Raw genomic sequence first — 17,234 nt, 5'->3', positions numbered from 1 at the left:
TGCCTGTTACGTGTAGGGACTGTTAATGGTAAACGTGACGCGGTCGGTATGCATTAAAAACAGCGAGCTGTATATCGGCTGGTCTTTTGACATAAACGCGGTTTTATCAATTTCAAAAAGCGCATCCCCGATATCGCAAGCCAGATAGCGGCTTTCTTCCTGTTTGGCGTATACGACATTTAACAGCTTCGTATTATGGGTGGGCACCACCTGATAGTGCTGCTTCAGGATGTCATGCATCGACACGCCGTCTTTAATATGCTTGCCGATGTCGGGAAATAAACCGAGCGGATAGTGGGCGATTTCGAATGAGAGCGGCTGGTCGTCGTGAAATAAAATGCGTTTTAATTCAAGAACGGGACTTTCAGAAGCGACGCGAAGCTTTTGGGCGATGGATTTAGGCGCTTCAATGATTTCATGGGAAAGGACCTGGTGTTTCGGTTTTTTTCCTGTTGATTCCATAAATTCAGAGTAGCCATTGACCGCGATGAGCTCCCGCTTCAGTTTAGGGCTTTTAACGAACGTTCCCTTTCCCTGCTGCCGGACGAGCCAGCCCTCTTCCACAAGATCGAGGATGGCCTTTCTGACCGTGATGCGGCTGACATTGTACGTTTCGCAAAGCTCATTTTCAGTCGGCAGTTTCACGGACGGCGAATACACGCCCTTTTTGATATCGTCCGCGATAATTTGTTTCAGCTGAATATATAAAGGTTTTGAGCTCCCGTTATTTAACAATGGGACGGACCTCCTTATGTCGAGTAGTAGTACTATTATATGTATTATGACGTTATAATACAAATTTGCTTTTTTATGAATCTGTCAGAAACCCCGAACATTTTTAACATAACAGAAAGATGAGGCGGTTTCCAGTATTGGAGGAGGTTTCTAATGGCATCATTAACATTTGACCATGTCAAAAAAACATACGGCGCCCAATCGGCGGCAGTGAAGGATTTTCATTTGGATGTGAAGGATGAGGAACTGCTGGTGCTTGTCGGTCCGTCAGGCTGCGGCAAATCTACGACACTACGAATGATTGCCGGGCTTGAGAGCATTTCTGATGGGAAGCTTTATATCGATGGAGACGCGGTGAATGATCTTCCTCCGAAGGATCGCGACATCGCGATGGTTTTTCAGAATTACGCGCTGTATCCGCACATGACGGTGTTTGACAATATGGCGTTCGGTTTGAAGCTCAGAAAGCTGCCGAAAAAAGAAATCGCAGAGCGTGTCAGGGCGGCCGCTGATATTTTGGAAATCGGGCATCTGCTCAAGCGAAAACCGAAGGCTCTCTCAGGCGGGCAGCGGCAGCGGGTTGCGCTCGGCCGGTCGATCGTGCGGGAGCCGAAGGTATTTCTGATGGACGAGCCGCTTTCCAACTTAGATGCGAAATTACGTGTGACAATGCGCGCCGAAATCAGCAAGCTTCATCAGCGTCTGAAAGCGACCATCGTTTATGTCACGCATGATCAGACAGAAGCGATGACAATGGGCGACCGGATTGTCGTGATGAATGAAGGGGATATTCAGCAGGCCGCAAGCCCCCATGAGATATATCATTACCCGGCGAATATGTTTGTGGCGGGTTTTATCGGCTCTCCGAGTATGAATTTTATAAAAGGCATCATTGAGGAAAATGACGGACAATGGTATTTTGCCGGTTCGTCCGTTCGTTTGCCCATTCCGAAAGAAAAAGCGGCGGTTCTCGTACAAAAAGGATACAGCGGCAAAGAGATGACAGCGGGGCTGCGCCCGGAGCATTTGACGCTTGCGGGACAGTCAGACAATCCGGGTGAGGCGGGGTGCCGCGCTGTGGCGGAAGTGTGTGAAAACTTAGGCGCGGAGATGTATGTTCATGCATCAAGCGGAGACGAACGCCTGACGATCCGTCTTGACGGCGCTTCACAGGTGAGACCGGGCGACGCCATTCTGCTTGCGGTCAATATGGACAGGGCCGTCTTTTTTGATGCCGAGACCGAAGACGCCGTATATTAAAAAAGGGAGCCTGATGATCGGGCTCCCTTATCATTTCTGTGACACTATTTCCAGATTTCATCCGCCCATTCCGGGTGGTCGATAAACGGATTGCGGTTATGCTGATAGTCTTCGTAAATGAGTTCGTTCCGCCGTTTTTCCTTACTGTCGACGGGGTCCTGTTTATTCCATTTGAGCAAAACGGACAGTTTTCCCATGTAGGGAGCCGAACCGTTTCCTGTTTTATCATTCAGCTCAAGGTCAGGGTACCCGTCGTCTCCTTCATAACGCACCGCCATGTAAAACAGCATGCGCGCGACGTCTCCTTTGACCTCATCGCGCGGCTCCCACGAATCACCGTCGTAATAGTTGCCCGGCGCTTTCGGGTATTCTGAGCCGCCGTTATCAAAATCCATGTTACCTCTGGCGCTGTTCACCTGAACGTCTGCCGGGCGCAGATGATGAATGTCAGTGCCGGGGCCGGCAGATGTGCCGAAGTTTCCGTGTGACTTGGCCCACACATGTTCACGGTTCCAGTCCCCGACGCTTCCGCCGTTTTTACTTTTTGCCCGTGATTCCTGAGTATAGAGCAAGATGACATTGTTCGGATTTGCCGGATCTTCATCAGTTTCCTTCAACGCATCCCATACTTGGCTGTAAGACAGCTTTGTATTCCCGCTGATGATGCGGTGCAGAGCGCTTTTTAAGGATGTCCCGCTTTTTCCGGAAGCTTCTTTGTAATACGTGTCCGTGTCCGCAGACGGAGTGATGACCGATGAGGCGGTTTGCGGAAAAAAGGTGCCGGCAGTTGAAACCGCCAGCCGGCTGTACAGATTCGTGTCAGCCGGCGCGCCCGCAGAGGCTGACGGCGCGGCCCATCCAAAAATGAAATACAGGCAGACAATCGGCAGAAACCAAAGTTTTTTTGTCATGACTTGCCCTCCTTTACCTCTATTATCCAAAAAATAAATCTAATATTCTATCTTTTTTGAAAAATGGTTCCTTCGGCTTAGAGCGGAAGGTACGGCTTGTTGGACGAAGTGTCTGAAAAATGATCGATTTTTTAGAAGATATGATAATGAACTCATAAGGCGCTCCTTCTATAATGAAGATCATCTTGCCAGTTTGTCAGGTTAAAAGGAGGGTGCCTATGAAACATCAGCAGCTGTCGGCGGCGAGTATCGGAATTTCCGATGATATTCAATGGCTGTCTCAATTCGGGGCTTCCGCTGCCGGCGGAGTGACGAGGCTTTTATATACGAAAGAATGGATGGATGCCCAGCTTGCCGTCAAAAAGAAAATGGAGGCGTTCGGGCTTGAAACGGCATTTGACGATGTCGGAAACGTGTTCGGCAGGCTGAGCGGTTCAGAATCGCCGGATGAGGTGATTCTGACCGGGTCGCATATTGACACCGTTATTGACGGGGGCAAATATGACGGAGCATTCGGCGTGCTGGCGGGCATGCTGGCGATCCGTCATTTGTATGAGACGTTCGGGCGTCCGAAAAAAACACTGGAGGCTGTGTCGCTTTGTGAAGAGGAAGGAAGCCGTTTTCCCATCACCTATTGGGGATCGGGAAATATTACCGGGGCTTTCTCGCTTTCAGATGCGGAAACGCCGAGAGACGCTTCAGGCATTTCTCTAAAAGAAGCCATGCGGCAGAACGGCTTCGGTGCAGGCCGCTATCCCGCACCGCTACGGACCGACATCAAAGCTTTTCTGGAAGTTCATATTGAACAGGGACAAACGCTTGAACGATCGGGAAAGGATATCGGGATTGTCACCGGAATTGCCGGGCAGAGGCGCTATACCGTTACGCTTGACGGTGAATGCAACCATGCCGGAACCACTTCGATGAAATGGCGGAAAGACCCGCTCGCAGCGGCAAGCAGCATCATCCACGAGCTCATGCTCTCAGCAGAAAGACAGCCGGAAGAGCTTCGCCTGACGTGCGGGAAAATGACGGTGGAACCGAATATGGCGAATGTCATTCCGGGCCGTATCCAATTTTCCGTTGATATCCGCCATCAGCAGGAAGATGTGCTGACAGCCTTCCATCAGAAACTGGTTTCGATCATTGAAAAAATCAGCCGCAGCAAAGGGGTCCGGCACATTATTGATGAATATATGAAAATAGAGCCGGTTCAAATGGATGATACGCTGATACGAACGGCTGCAGAGGCTGCAAAAGAACAGGGGGCGGACTCGGAGCAGATCGTAAGCGGAGCGGGGCATGACGCCCAGATGCTCGGCAGAACCTTTCCGGCCTGCATGCTGTTTGTGCCGAGCCGGGGCGGAATCAGCCACTCTCCGCTTGAATTCACACCTGCGCATCAGCTGGAAACCGGCGTCCGTACGCTGGCGAATGTATTATATAAACTTGCCTATTAACGCAAAGGGGGAATCGGCGTGCCGACCAGAAAAGAATTGAGCATTCCGCAAAGAACAATTATGACACCGGGACCGACAGAAGCTGAACCGAGAGTGCTGAGGGCGATGGGCGCTCCGATCATCGGCCAGTTTGACCCGGCATTTACAGACATGATGAACGAAACGATGCAAATGCTCCGTGAATTGTTTCAAACGAAAAACCGCTGGGCCTATCCGATTGACGGCACATCAAGAGCCGGAATTGAGGCGGTTCTCGCAAGTGTGATAGAACCGGGCGACCGCGTGCTTGTTCCGATATACGGACGCTTCGGGTATTTGCTGACTGAAATCGCCGAGCGGTACGGGGCGGACGTCCATACGATCGAGTGTGAATGGGGAACGGTCTTTCAGCCTGAAGAGATTATCAGCGAAATGAAAAAGGTCTCCCCGAAAATTGTGGCCATGGTGCACGGAGAAACATCAACGGGACGGATTCACCCGCTGAAAGAAATCGGGGAAGCGTGCCGCGAACAAGACGCGCTCTTTATCGTAGATGCCGTGGCCACCATCGGAGGCTGCGCCGTAAAAACGGATGAATGGAACATTGACGCGGTTATCGGAGGAACGCAAAAATGCTTATCGGTACCTTCAGGAATGGCGCCGATTACATATAATGACCGGACGGCCGCGGTGATTGCCGGACGTAAAAAGGTAGAGCGGGGCATCGCGACGGCGGCTGACGGTCAAATGCTGTCTGATTATCGTCCGATTACGAGCAACTATTTTGATCTGAGCCAGCTCGAAGATTATTGGAGTGAGAGAAGGCTGAATCACCATACAGAAGCGACAACGATGCTCTATGCACTGCGGGAGGGGGTGCGTTTGGTCCTTGAAGAAGGACTTGAAGAACGGTTCCGCAGGCATCGTCGTCATGAAAAAGCGCTTATGGCCGGACTTTCAGCGATGGGCCTTGATTTATTCGGCGATCCGGAGGCGAAGCTGCCTGTCGTCACATGTGTGCAGATTCCGCAAGAAGCTGACGGCGAATCGATCAGGAGTATGCTTTTGTCTCAATTCGGAATTGAAATTGCCAGCTCGTTCGGTCCGCTGCAGGGGAAAATATGGAGAATCGGAACAATGGGCTACAGCTGCAGAAAGGAAAATGTGCTGTTTGTGCTGGCCGGTCTTGAAGCGGTTCTGATCAGGCACGGGGTTGCCGTTAAAGCCGGCGAAGCGCTGCAGGCGGCTCTCAACATATATGATCATCAGGCTGCAACCGGTGTGCTGTCATGAGACATAAAACCGAGCATTTAAATCATCTGGACTTTTTTCCCTTTCCCCAGTTATACTGAATGATATAAAAAATGACAAATATGGAATGGTTATCTGTTTGTCTGGGGAGAAGGTAAGAAATCATGGCGTATATGGGCCGATTGTCAATTTTAATGCTGAATATGTTTATTGCGATGCTTGGGATCGGGCTGATTATCCCGATTATGCCCGCATATATTACCGAATTCGGAGCGACGGGAAGCACGATGGGACTGCTTGTTGCTGCGGCGGGGCTTACACAGCTTCTATTTGCGCCTATTGCCGGGGAAATAACCGACAAATACGGACGGCGGAAACTGATTATTTTCGGCATCGCCGCCTTTGCGGTGTCACAATTGATCTTCGCCTTTGCCGGAAGCCTGTGGCAATTGTTCGCATCCCGCCTTTTGGGCGGAATGGGGGCGGCGTTTATAATGCCGTCAATGTTCGCTTACATTGCGGATATTACGACGGAAAAAGAACGCGGGAAAGGAATGGGGCTGTTCAGCGCGGCGATGACGCTCGGTGTCGTCATCGGGCCCGGTGTCGGAGGCTATTTGGTTCATTACGGCATGGCTGTGCCGTTCATCGTCTCTGCAGGTCTCGCCTGCTTTTCAACCGTGCTTTCATTTTTCTTTCTGCCTGAGACGCTGGGACGCGAAAAGCAGCTGGAAGCCCGGGCAAAAATGGAAAAACGTGAGCATCTGTTTAAGCAAATGTCACGCGCGCTCAAATCACCGTTCGCGTTTATGCTGATTCTGGTTTTTGTGCTGAACTTCGGGATTATGAACTTTGAATCCGTCTTCGGCCTTTACGTTGACCATAAACACGGATTTAAAGCGTCTGATATTGCCTTTATTATTACGGCTGCGGGTCTCATCGGCGTCTTTGTGCAGGCGGTCGGTGTCAGTTATCTCGTCGGTAAGTTCGGGGAAAAGCGCGTCATTAACGTCACGCTGATCGGTGCGGCGGCAGGACTTGTATGGTGCAGGCTTGCAGGCTCATATTGGACCGTGTTTGCCGCGGCAATCTTTTTTCTCACGCTGACATCGCTGCTCCGGCCGGCGGTCAATACGATGCTGTCAAAGCTTGCGGGTGACCAGCAGGGGTTTGCCGGAGGGATGAACACCTCATTCATCAGTTTAGCGAATATCGCCGGACCGTCAGCAGCCGGTTTTCTCTTTGATGTGAATATGGAATTTCCGTATATGCTGGGGGCGGTCATTCTCGTCATCAGTTTTCTGGCCGCGCTTGGCTGGGGCAAAAAGACACAGACCCGGCCGTTCACGCAGCAAGGATAACCAGCTAAAGCCTCCGGGTTCCGGAGGCTTTTCGTTTTTTCTTCATATGAAAATTTCATTTATAAAACTGTCTCTCTCTTGTAGTATTTTCTGAAGGGAAGGGATATACGAAGCCGGCTGTCAGGTTTTATCACTTAATAAAGGAGGCTATGTGTGGCTCAATCTCCATTCATAATCCGGTCAACTGGACAAAAAAGTCGACACTACCACATGAATACCAAGGCCGGAGAGCCTGTTATTACTCTTCACCGAACAATTTTTTTATTACGGCGGATAAACTTTCAGGAACTGCGGTAGAAATAAAGAATACTGCTGAAGGAAATGTTCTCGATGTAGCACGCGCACAGCGGGCTAGTCTCCGAACATTTCTGATTTTTTCATATGTATCCGTCAGTCTCTTACCAAAGAGTCACCATGAATGCTGTCTCCTGCTTTAGCAGCTCCCTCATTTTTCTGAAATGATGACGTTTCTATAATGGAATCGGTTCGATATAAGCAAGGACGATTTTATTATAGCTCGCTGTGTAATGAGCATCTGATAACAACAGCCTGGCTCATCACAAATATATGTAAGCGAAAATACTAGAGGAAACGTTTCAGTTGCTTAAACATTTTCATTCGAACCAAATGTCTATCTGGCAACCTTGAAGATGTACAGAGGGGCGCCGATCTAGGTTTGCTTTACAAGTTGAAACTCCGTTCTTAAAAGTCGGACTATTATTTGAATTGGAGACTGCGGAAGGTCTTCTTTTGAGAAAATTAATAAAACTCACAATAATACACATATTTATTCCAAGACAAACCCGTACCATTATCGTTATTTTGAGTTAACGAATAGCCGCTTAGTGCTTGCGCTTTTACTTTATATAGAAAATTACCAGAAAAGAAAAATATCGATGGTTAATAATCAGAAATTTATCTCATGTTTTGTCTTTATACCAGAAAATTAGATGTTTCTCGGGCAATTATAATAATATATTTGTGAAATTTATAACATTACTTTAAAACTCAACGTATTCTAGTGTAGTTTTACAAATTAGGATATATGGGTTATAATGTATAATAGTCTTGTAATTTACAAGCATAATTATTAACGGAGGGATTTAACATGAAGAGTAAAACTAAGAATATCCTGGCAGCATTGTTAGCAGGTGTTATGGCTTTTGGCCTGATTTTTATAGGATCAAGTCAATCGGCGCAAGCAGTAAGTAAGACAACGAGCTTTAATTACAATACTGGATCTGTTATTGCAAAATCATATATACATACATCAGATAACTACAAAAATGTTTATGCAACAGTTGAATTAGGAAGATCAGGTACATGGGAAACTGCGGCTTATTGTAAATTATACCTTCAGCGGTATACAAGCGGTTCATGGAAGACTATTGATACTGCTTCGGGTAACGCAGCATACGGCAAAAAATTAAATGTTACTTTTACAAATATCGCCAAAAAATCCGCTTCAACCCGTGTGAAAGTGAAACTATATAATAACTGGGATCACACAGACCTAATTCAAACTGTATATTCAAGTAAATGGACACGCTAATATCTAATAATGGTTTCGAATTAGTAGTCATTCTTCTAAAATTCTTCTAAATTAATTAATGTTTTAGGGACTGAGAATTTTCTATAGTACTTAGGATGCAGGGAATACCTGCATCCTTTTCTTTGTCCGAGTATGAACCCCTAACTCCCTCTATACACTTGATAGCAGAATGGGGAGAGCAGGAGAGGAGGAATGTGATTATCCTTCGCTGAATCGGTGTGTGAAAATGAATCTGAATAAGATGGATCAAGGAAATGGGTAGTTTCAAGCAAGCCCAAAGGGGAGAAACAGGCATCCATAGAGCATTCCACCATATATTCTCAGAGTAGCATTTGTTCGCCGGGAAGAAGGGGATCTGTAAAATCGTCCGTCTTCGTTAGTGACGGCTACCTGCAAGAACGCCACACCCTGGCTTATCCGCATCTGCTGCCTCACAGAATCCATGCAAGCCTTTCTTTCATCTGAGCCAGGTATCTAGTCGACGACGGTTCCATGTATAATTTTGATTGGAAAGATGACTTGAAACTGCTGAGGAAATCCCAATTAAATTTCTGCGTCCGATTATTTAAAGCAGGTTCGCATTCGTTCGTAAATACGGAAGTGCCTATGTCATGAACCAGCTCTGCGGCAACGTAGCGTTCGAGCGGCTCTCCGTACGTATCCTCTTTGTTTTCATATATTCCGCCGATTTGTAAAGGGTAGCGGCCAGTTACTGTAATTCGGCATGGGTGTTTAATCATTAGGGATGAAGCCAACTTGATTGCCATCATCAGTGTGTGTCGGCAGCAAACGGGCTGCCGAGCATAACGGAGAAGCCGTAGTCGATGAATTGCCCCGCATGGTTTACAGCAAAGTGGTAAGAGCCCATGTCTGCAAATCAATCGCTAAAGGGCAAGAAAGCTCACCGGGCCTCAAAACTCATTGCGCGCCATGCCGAGTAAAAGCACTGTAATCACTCCTTCGTACATGATAGATATACACTGGAGGCTAAGTGTAAATACGGCCAATGATTCTGTTCTTCTCACTTTTCAATCTTTTCTTCTTCCGAATATGATGTTTAGTCACACGATAGTCGACGGAAGACGGGGTGTAATTTGGCGAAAATACTAATGAGAGTGAATTTCACGTTAAAAAAAGAAACGATTCCTTAACCAATCAGCCGCTGCATTCTCAGCGCAAGCCGCAGGCGCATCGTCGTCTCCGGGTCTTTTAAGCTTTTGCCGAGCAGTTCCTCGCATTTTTCTAACCGATAGATCACCGTATTTCGATGGACGTACAGGCGTTTAGCCGTTTCTGAGATCTGACAGTGTGTCTCAAGATATACAGACAGCGTATGAAGCAGGCTCTGGTCCTCCTGCTGCCGATCGGCCAGGCTTTGGAGGGTTACTTGGTAAAACTTCTTCAAATCCTCCGTCGGAAGCAGGCGGAGCAGCTCCGGGACGTCTTTGGCATGATAGATTTGAATAAACTCCGCGCTTCTGGACAAATGCCCGGATGAAAGGGCGTCAGAAGCCTCGGTAAACGCGTCAGGGACGTCGATCAGTTTTTGGCAGATGTTTGAGACGCCGAAGGAAACAGTCCGTTTAAACTGTGTCCGGACCTGCTTTTGAAACTGCTCCAAAAAGCTGATGACAGACGCGTGCATTTCATTCCAGCTGTCTGTCGCTTCAATTAAAAGAATACCCACATTTCCTTTAATGAAGAGATGAGGGGGAAACGGAAAGGATGACAGCTCACCTTCAAGCAGTTCAAACACATGATCAGAAGCGAGCTGATTTTCGGTAAAGCTGATTGTTTTTTCATCCCGGTCAAGCTTCCCGCAGATGCACATATATTTTTGATCCCAGCGGAGCCGGAATTCTTTGGCGCGGCTTTTGATTTCTTCATGGCCGGTAAACGAACGGTCGATGAAATTGCTGAAAAATTCATTGCGCGCCCGTCTGCCGAATTGTTTGACGGCATTTTCTTTCAGAAGTTCAAAGGCAATGACGTTGGCCGCCTGTTCGATGGTCAAAATCATGCCTTTATCAGCGGTCTGCACCAGCTCCGGTATCATGAGATAACCGCAGTTTTTTTCATCATTCAAAATCGGCAGGACAGAATACGCCTTTCGGTCGGACAGCATGGAAAAGCAGGTGAAATAAGGCCCGGAAAGGGAATAAAGGATGTTTTTCAATAAAGGTGTGTCAATGGATATGCGGTGGGACGATGATAAGAGTTTTGTATGCTGATTCAAAAGCACCACGGGAAGCCGGAGAATATCTGAGAGCTTTTTGAGCAAAGATTGCAGCCCTTTGCCGCTCATGATGTGATTTGTAAATTTTTTATGGGCGTAAATGGCCTGCTGCAGCTCATTTGAACGTATATCAAGAATATGGCTCAGCGTGGTGTTGACAATATCTCCGAGCCTGATGTCTTCCGGCAGCTCAATAATCGGAAATTCATACCGATCGGCAAGCTCCGCGGCATCTTTCGGAATGACATCAAGATAACGCTTCGTTTTGATCCCGAGTCCCGCGCAGCCCCGTTTTGCCATGAGGCGGATCAAGTCTTTCAACAGCTGCGGGCGGTCCTTCAAGTGATAAGCCGTGGTGACGAGCAGTTCATTTTTATGTAAAAAATCAGCGATATCAGGTGCATCCATCATGTTGACGTGCTCCACCTCCCTCCATCCGCCGGATTTGCCTGCGATTAATGCGGCCCGCTCATAAGCGGGAATCTTCATCACGTCATAAATATTCATCGGTCAATCTCCTTCCGGTTCTAAAGACAACCATTGGTTAATATGAATAAAAATCATCAAAAATTATAGCGGCTTTGCTGATGTATTACGATTATAGTAGCAGTAAACTGGCAATTATAGACGCATTTTGTGATAAAAACTGACAGAAAAATCGTCATCCTTACAAGGGAGGAATATGAAATGGCCTATGACGTAATTGTAAAGGGTGCGAAGGCTGTGCGAAAAGGCGGGACGAAGCAGGCTGATATCGCCGTTAAGGACGGGAAAATCGCAATGATCGGGCCCGGCATAGACGAAAAAGCGGAACAAGTGGTGCAAGCGGACGGCATGTATGTGTTTCCGGGCGCGGTCGATTGCCACGTGCATTTTAATGAACCCGGCCGAGAAGAATGGGAAGGCATTGAAACCGGCTCAAAGATGCTGGCTGCCGGCGGCTGTACGGCTTATTTTGATATGCCGCTTAATTGCATCCCCTCAACGGTGACTGCTGAAAACCTGCTGGCAAAGGCGGAAATCGCCAGCCGGAAGTCAGCGGTTGATTTTGCGCTTTGGGGCGGTTTGATGCCCGGATATACCGAACATATCCGGCCGATGGCGGAAGCGGGGGCGATCGGGTTTAAAGCATTCTTATCAAAATCAGGAACGGATGAATTTCAGTCAGCTGATGAACGGACACTTTTAAAAGGAATGAAAGAAATCGCGGCGTGCGGCAAGATTTTGGCCCTGCACGCAGAAAGCGACGCCCTCACCCGTTTCCTTGGCGCCGAGTACGCGCTCCAAGGGAAAATTGATGCCCGCGCTTACACTTCATCCCGTCCGGAAGAAGCTGAATGCGAGGCTGTGCAGCGGGCGATTGAATATGCGAAGGTGACGGGATGCGCGCTTCATTTTGTACATATCAGCACGAAACGGGCCGTGATGTCCATTCAGCAGGCGAAAAAAGACGGAATGGATGTCACCGTGGAAACGTGTCCGCACTACTTATTATTCAGTTTTGAGGACTTCCTTAAAAAAGGGTCTGCCGCCAAATGCGCGCCGCCGCTCCGGTCAGAGGCTGATAAAGAGGAATTGATCGGGGTGTTGGCAGAAGGCCTGATTGATATGGTGTCTTCGGATCATTCTCCCTGTCACCCGTCTTTAAAACGCGAGGATAATATGTTTCTGTCATGGGGCGGCATCAGCGGAGGCCAATTTACGCTTCTTGGCATGATTCAATTAGCGATCGAGCATCGGCTCCCGTTTGAACATGTTGCCCGATGGACGGCCGAAGCACCGGCAAAGCGCTTCGGCTTAATGAATAAAGGCCGGCTTGAAGCGGGATTTGACGCTGATTTTGTCATCGTACGGCCGGAATCCTTTACCGTCACAAAAGAAACGATGTTTTCCAGACATAAGCAAAGCCTGTATGAAGGCCATACCTTTCCATACCGCATTGCTGCGACCTACAGCAAGGGACGCTGTGTGTATCAGGATGACGGTGATAAGGAGAGCGGGGCTTTCGGAACATTTCTGAAGCCTACTGAAATGAAAGAGCCGATTCTCTGACGGGGAATCGGCTTTTTTTGTCGTTTGGAAAGCGGGTCTCGTGGTATCTTTTTATAAAAAGGAGTAAAACACATTGTATGATCAAATCTTGAACATATTAACGGCATCCTGGTCGCGCAAGACTAGTACAAAATGGACGGAAGAATGCCCGGCCAAAGGCCAGTGCGGCGTGACGGCTTTAGTCATCCAAGATGTGTGCGGCGGTGACATTCTCAAAACGAAAACCGGAACAAGCTGGCATTTTTATAACCGGATAGATGGGGAGATATATGACTTCACGAGCGGTCAGTTTTCAGAGCCGATCGTCTATCAGCATATCCCTTCTTCCAGAAGTGAGGCATTTTCGGACACCAATGAAAATCAATACGGGTATCTGACAAGAGCATTCAGAAAAAACATGGAAACGGAAAGAGAAAAACACCTGTGATAAACTAGAGTGAGAGGTGAAGGAATGTGATTTATATCGGACTGACGGGATGGGGGGATCATGACAGCATCTATCCGCCTAAAACAGCGGGCCCGCAAAAACTGCAGGCTTATTCCTCCCATTTTCCCATCGTTGAGCTTGACGCGAGCTTTTACGCGATACAGCCCGCCCGCAATAACGAAAGATGGGTCAAAGAGACGCCGGAATCCTTTCAATTTGTCGTTAAGGCATATCAAGGAATGACGGGCCATCAGCGCGGCGATATTCCTTTTGAAACGAAGGAAGAGATGTTTGAAGCGTTTAAGCTGTCATTGACGCCGTATATTGAACATGGAAAGCTTGCCATGGTGCTGTTCCAATTCCCGCCGTGGTTTGACTGCAAGAAAGAAAACGTCGCATATTTGAGATGGTGCAGGCAGCAGATGGGCGATATCCCGTGCGCCCTTGAATTCCGCAACCGGTCGTGGTTTTCCCCGCCATTTTACGAGCAGACGCTTTCCTTTATGAAGGCGGAAGGCTGGATTCACAGCATATGTGACGAGCCGCAAATTGGCGAGGGCAGCATTCCGACCGTCCTGAAAGCAACGGATGAAGAAAAAACGCTTATCCGTTTTCACGGGCGGAACAAGCAGGGCTGGATCAAACCTGACGGCGGTCAAAACTGGCGCGAGGTCAGATATTTATACCGCTATAACAAACAGGAGCTCAAAGATTGGAAAAACAATCTTCAGGAGCTGAAAAAACAGTCGCGCAATCTGTATGTGCTGTTCAACAATAACTCAGGCGGAGACGCCGCCGATAACGGCCTTGAGATGCTTGAAATGCTAGATATCTCATATACCGGGCTTGCTCCGAAGCAGCTCGACCTATTCAGCTAGAAAAGAGGTTTCAAGACACATGTCTTATCTTATTTTGATCATATTAGGATTTATTGCGGGAACGGTCGGCAGCCTGATCGGGCTTGGGGGAGGAATTATCATCGTGCCGGCGATGCTCTATTTAAGCACGATGACTTCGTTTTTCCATGACGTAACGCCGCAGACTGCCATCGGCACGTCCCTTTTGGTCATTATTTTCACGGGCCTGTCATCAACTCTGGCCTATATGAAATATAAAACCGTTGATTACAAAAGCGGGCTGATCTTTTTTATCGGTTCCGGCCCGGGAAGCATCATCGGCGCGTATTTGTCTAAACTTTTTAATGCGCATACGTTTTCCGTCTGGTTCGGACTTTTTATGATTTTGATTTCCATTACATTAATGCTGAAGGCGAAAGCAAAACCGGTCAATAAAGCCCATAAAGGCATAATCCGGACATATGAGGATGAATCGGGTGAGCTTTATACATATTCGTACCGTATTTTTACCGGTATCGCGATTGCCTTTTTCGTCGGCTTATTGGGCGGTCTCTTCGGCATTGGCGGCGGCTCTCTTATGGTTCCGGCCATGATGCTGTTATTTTTGTTCCCGCCGAAAGTGGCTGTGGCGACGTCAATGCTCATTATTTTCTTATCCTCCGTGACGGGTTCCGTGTCACATATCGCAGAGGGCCATGTCAATTGGTTGTATGCGCTGTGCCTTGTTCCGGGCGCTTGGTTCGGCGGCAAAATGGGCGCGTGGGTCAATAAGCGGGTCCGGACGAAAACGATCGTGCTTTTCATGCGGGTCGTATTGATTTTGATCGGCTGTGAATTGATTTATCAAGGGATATTCAGCTAAAAGGTAGGAGAGATGGTATGTTAGAGAAACTCCGTTTATATCATACGAATGATTTGCACAGCCATTTCGAAAATTGGCCGAAAATCGTACATTACATTGAGCAGAAGAAAAATGAGCATGAAAAAGACGGGGAGGAAACACTCGTATTCGACATCGGCGATCATATGGACCGATTTCAAATGATTACAGAAGCGACCTTCGGCAAAGCGAATGTCGACTTGTTAAACCGTCTTGAGATTGATGCGGCTGCCGTCGGGAATAATGAAGGAATTACGCTGCCTCACGATGAGCTGGCGGATTTATATCATCATGCCGCGTTTCCCGTCATTGTATCCAACCTGTTTGACGAGGACGGACAGCGGCCGAAATGGGCTGTGCCGTACGTGATCAAAACGCTGAAAAACGGGATGACCGCCGGCATACTCGGCGTCACGGTGCCGTATTATCCCGTCTATCAAAAGCTCGGCTGGACGGTGACGGATGCGGAAAAAAGCATTCAAGAATCACTCGACGATATCAAGGGCAAAGCGGATATCATCATTCTGCTTTCGCATCTAGGCCTCATAGATGACCGGGCCGCAGCGGAAACATTTCCGGACATCGATGTCATTCTTGAATCACATACGCACCACCTTCTTGAGGACGGGCAGGACATAAACGGCGTATTGCTTGCATGTGCGGAAAAATACGGAAACTATGTCGGCTGTGTCGAGCTGACGCTGGACAGTGAAACACGAACCATCGTCAGCAAACAGGCATCTGTGCAGAAAATGGCTGATTGGCACGGGGAATCTAAAGATACGGCGGCTTTTCTGAAAGAGAAAGAACGGGAAGCGGAAAATCTGCTCTCCGTACAGGTCGCCAATCTGAATGAAGAAGCCGGCGTGAAGTGGTTTGAGGAATCACCGCTCCCGCTTCTTTTAGCCGAGGCGCTGAAAAACTGGTGCGGCTGTGAAGTCAGCATGGTGAATTCAGGCGTCATTTTGGGGCCTCTAAAGAAGGGACCTGTCACAAAGCTTGATCTGCACCGCATCTGCCCTCATCCGATCAATCCGGTCGCCGTGCGTCTTTCAGGCAGGGAACTCCAGGAAACAATCGGCCAGGCTGCCTCAGAAAACATGGAGCAGCTGCGGATAAAAGGCCTCGGCTTCCGCGGGGAGGTCATGGGCAAGATGGTGTATGCCGGAGCCGAGGTGCAGACTGATATCCTTGAAGACGGTGTAACGCATCTCATCAATGTGAAAGTGAACGGAGAAGAGCTTGATTCGGACCGGATATACTCGGTTGCCGTTCTCGACATGTTTACACTCGGAAAGCTGTTCCCGTACATCCGCGATTCGAAAGAAAAGCAATACTTTATGCCGGAGTTTTTAAGGGATCTGCTCGCCTGAAAGCTTGCGCAGCAGTCATAATGCAATATAGCTGCCCCCAGTGAAAGCGGGACTTTTTAAGAGTGAAAATAAAATACTATGTCCCCCCTTACAAGCATACATTGTGATATGTAAGGGGGGATTTTTCTTGCCTAGATACCGGAGCGCTCTTCGCAAGAGAGGGCCTTTGCCTTTTCGATATGTGCTTCTTCTGTCGTTTGCTTTTTTTATCATATCGACGGTCATCAGCCTTTGGATGATCAATTCCTCAATTAAACCGGTGCTGATGAACATCGGGGAAATGGAAACGAAACGGGTGGCGACTGAAGTCATTACGGAATCCATTGAAGAATATATGTCTCACACAGATAATGTGAAAGATATGGTCGATATGAAAACGGATGAAAACGGAAAAGTCACAACGATGGATTTTAATACACAAATGGTCAACAGCATGAAGGCGAAAGTGACAAAGCAGCTTCAGGCTCACCTGAAGGAAGCGGAGTCGAACAATAAGCAGCATGAAACAGAAAAAGGCGCTAAAACGGCCGATGAAATTATGATTGATATTCCCTTAGGGCAGGTCACGGGAAACAGCATTCTCGGAAATCTGGGGCCGAAAATCCCGGTGCGCTTTAACCTGATCGGCGATGCGTTAACTGATGTGAAAACAAAAATAAAACCGTATGGCATCAACAATGCCCTGATTGATATCAGTATTTTTGTGGAAATTAAAGTGAAGGTCATTATTCCGTTTGCCAGCAAAACGTCGGTCGTTACGAATAATATTCCGGTCTCCATTAAAGCCATTCAAGGAGAGGTGCCACAGTTTTATAACGGAAGCGGCGGATCAGGCGTGACGCCTTCCGTTCAGCTGCCGAATGAAAAAAAGGAGAAAAACAAATAAAGACACACAGCCGC

At 48.0% G+C, this 17,234-nt stretch carries 16 protein-coding genes; 12 read left to right on the top strand and 4 right to left on the bottom strand.

From position 1 onward, the window contains the following. Window positions 1-6 precede the first annotated feature (6 nt). Complete coding sequence (locus MHH91_RS16205) at window positions 7-735, bottom strand: GntR family transcriptional regulator (RefSeq protein WP_013353471.1); 729 nt, start codon at window positions 733-735, stop codon at window positions 7-9. A 153-nt stretch (window positions 736-888) separates the two neighbouring features. Between MHH91_RS16205 and MHH91_RS16200 the strand changes: the two genes are divergently transcribed. Next, entirely contained in the window at window positions 889-1,995 is a 1,107-nt protein-coding gene (locus tag MHH91_RS16200; RefSeq protein ID WP_013353470.1) for an ABC transporter ATP-binding protein, read from the top strand. Between the two features lie 44 nt (window positions 1,996-2,039). Here MHH91_RS16200 and MHH91_RS16195 read toward each other — a convergent pair whose 3' ends face one another. After that, window positions 2,040-2,906 carry an endonuclease I family protein gene (locus tag MHH91_RS16195; protein WP_014472219.1) on the bottom strand — a complete coding sequence of 289 codons (867 nt, stop codon included), beginning with the start codon at window positions 2,904-2,906 and terminating at the stop codon, window positions 2,040-2,042. 218 nt (window positions 2,907-3,124) lie between these two features. Between MHH91_RS16195 and allC the strand changes: the two genes are divergently transcribed. From allC to MHH91_RS16175, 4 genes are all read left to right on the top strand, one after another. Continuing rightward, window positions 3,125-4,366: an allantoate deiminase gene (allC, locus tag MHH91_RS16190; protein WP_013353468.1), complete on the top strand. Its 1,242-nt coding sequence runs from the start codon at window positions 3,125-3,127 to the stop codon at window positions 4,364-4,366. 18 nt (window positions 4,367-4,384) lie between these two features. Next, window positions 4,385-5,638 carry a pyridoxal-phosphate-dependent aminotransferase family protein gene (locus MHH91_RS16185; protein WP_013353467.1) on the top strand — a complete coding sequence of 418 codons (1,254 nt, stop codon included), beginning with the start codon at window positions 4,385-4,387 and terminating at the stop codon, window positions 5,636-5,638. A gap of 122 nt (window positions 5,639-5,760) precedes the next feature. After that, on the top strand, window positions 5,761-6,957 hold the full coding sequence (locus MHH91_RS16180) for an MFS transporter (protein WP_014472218.1): 1,197 nt from the start codon (window positions 5,761-5,763) through the stop codon (window positions 6,955-6,957). Window positions 6,958-8,065: 1,108 nt separating this feature from the next. Continuing rightward, the gene (locus tag MHH91_RS16175; protein WP_013353465.1) at window positions 8,066-8,509 is read left to right on the top strand and encodes a hypothetical protein; all 444 of its coding nucleotides are present in this window, start codon (window positions 8,066-8,068) and stop codon (window positions 8,507-8,509) included. Between the two features lie 431 nt (window positions 8,510-8,940). Here the strand turns inward: MHH91_RS16175 and MHH91_RS16170 are convergent, their stop codons facing one another. Beyond that, the gene (locus MHH91_RS16170; RefSeq protein ID WP_014470983.1) at window positions 8,941-9,249 is read right to left on the bottom strand and encodes a hypothetical protein; all 309 of its coding nucleotides are present in this window, start codon (window positions 9,247-9,249) and stop codon (window positions 8,941-8,943) included. A gap of 20 nt (window positions 9,250-9,269) precedes the next feature. On the opposite strand from MHH91_RS16170, the gene MHH91_RS16165 reads away from it, so the two are divergent. Then, a complete protein-coding gene (locus MHH91_RS16165; protein WP_232469708.1) occupies window positions 9,270-9,461 on the top strand; it encodes a hypothetical protein in 192 nt (63 codons plus the stop codon). A 195-nt stretch (window positions 9,462-9,656) separates the two neighbouring features. Here the strand turns inward: MHH91_RS16165 and MHH91_RS16160 are convergent, their stop codons facing one another. After that, a complete protein-coding gene (locus MHH91_RS16160; RefSeq protein WP_013353464.1) occupies window positions 9,657-11,252 on the bottom strand; it encodes a PucR family transcriptional regulator in 1,596 nt (531 codons plus the stop codon). A 180-nt stretch (window positions 11,253-11,432) separates the two neighbouring features. Between MHH91_RS16160 and MHH91_RS16155 the strand changes: the two genes are divergently transcribed. The 6 genes from MHH91_RS16155 to yunB all read left to right on the top strand — a co-directional run bounded on the left by MHH91_RS16155 (window position 11,433) and on the right by yunB (window position 17,220). Continuing rightward, window positions 11,433-12,797, top strand: a complete 1,365-nt coding sequence (locus MHH91_RS16155; RefSeq protein ID WP_013353463.1) for an allantoinase — start codon at window positions 11,433-11,435, stop codon at window positions 12,795-12,797. A 73-nt stretch (window positions 12,798-12,870) separates the two neighbouring features. Then, a complete protein-coding gene (locus tag MHH91_RS16150; RefSeq protein WP_013353462.1) occupies window positions 12,871-13,224 on the top strand; it encodes a YunG family protein in 354 nt (117 codons plus the stop codon). A 26-nt stretch (window positions 13,225-13,250) separates the two neighbouring features. After that, complete coding sequence (locus MHH91_RS16145; RefSeq protein ID WP_013353461.1) at window positions 13,251-14,102, top strand: DUF72 domain-containing protein; 852 nt, start codon at window positions 13,251-13,253, stop codon at window positions 14,100-14,102. A 19-nt stretch (window positions 14,103-14,121) separates the two neighbouring features. Next, window positions 14,122-14,943, top strand: coding sequence for a sulfite exporter TauE/SafE family protein (locus tag MHH91_RS16140; RefSeq protein ID WP_013353460.1), 822 nt, complete (start codon window positions 14,122-14,124; stop codon window positions 14,941-14,943). Between the two features lie 17 nt (window positions 14,944-14,960). Then, window positions 14,961-16,334 carry a bifunctional metallophosphatase/5'-nucleotidase gene (locus tag MHH91_RS16135; protein WP_340978187.1) on the top strand — a complete coding sequence of 458 codons (1,374 nt, stop codon included), beginning with the start codon at window positions 14,961-14,963 and terminating at the stop codon, window positions 16,332-16,334. Between the two features lie 127 nt (window positions 16,335-16,461). Beyond that, window positions 16,462-17,220: a sporulation protein YunB gene (gene yunB / locus MHH91_RS16130; RefSeq protein ID WP_013353458.1), complete on the top strand. Its 759-nt coding sequence runs from the start codon at window positions 16,462-16,464 to the stop codon at window positions 17,218-17,220. Window positions 17,221-17,234: the final 14 nt, after the last annotated feature.

This window comes from Bacillus sp. FSL K6-2819, assembly GCF_038008305.1.
Lineage (GTDB): Bacteria > Bacillota > Bacilli > Bacillales > Bacillaceae > Bacillus > Bacillus amyloliquefaciens.
This window is presented reverse-complemented; position numbering and strand designations above follow the sequence as displayed.

Coding starts and splice junctions, on each gene's coding strand:
- MHH91_RS16200 (WP_013353470.1), top strand. CDS start 889: ATGGCATCATTAACATTTGACCATGTCAAAAAAACATACGGCGCCCAA.
- MHH91_RS16195 (WP_014472219.1), bottom strand. CDS start 2,906: ATGACAAAAAAACTTTGGTTTCTGCCGATTGTCTGCCTGTATTTCATT.
- allC (WP_013353468.1), top strand. CDS start 3,125: ATGAAACATCAGCAGCTGTCGGCGGCGAGTATCGGAATTTCCGATGAT.
- MHH91_RS16180 (WP_014472218.1), top strand. CDS start 5,761: ATGGCGTATATGGGCCGATTGTCAATTTTAATGCTGAATATGTTTATT.
- MHH91_RS16175 (WP_013353465.1), top strand. CDS start 8,066: ATGAAGAGTAAAACTAAGAATATCCTGGCAGCATTGTTAGCAGGTGTT.
- MHH91_RS16170 (WP_014470983.1), bottom strand. CDS start 9,249: ATGATTAAACACCCATGCCGAATTACAGTAACTGGCCGCTACCCTTTA.
- MHH91_RS16160 (WP_013353464.1), bottom strand. CDS start 11,252: ATGAATATTTATGACGTGATGAAGATTCCCGCTTATGAGCGGGCCGCA.
- MHH91_RS16155 (WP_013353463.1), top strand. CDS start 11,433: ATGGCCTATGACGTAATTGTAAAGGGTGCGAAGGCTGTGCGAAAAGGC.
- MHH91_RS16140 (WP_013353460.1), top strand. CDS start 14,122: ATGTCTTATCTTATTTTGATCATATTAGGATTTATTGCGGGAACGGTC.
- MHH91_RS16135 (WP_340978187.1), top strand. CDS start 14,961: ATGTTAGAGAAACTCCGTTTATATCATACGAATGATTTGCACAGCCAT.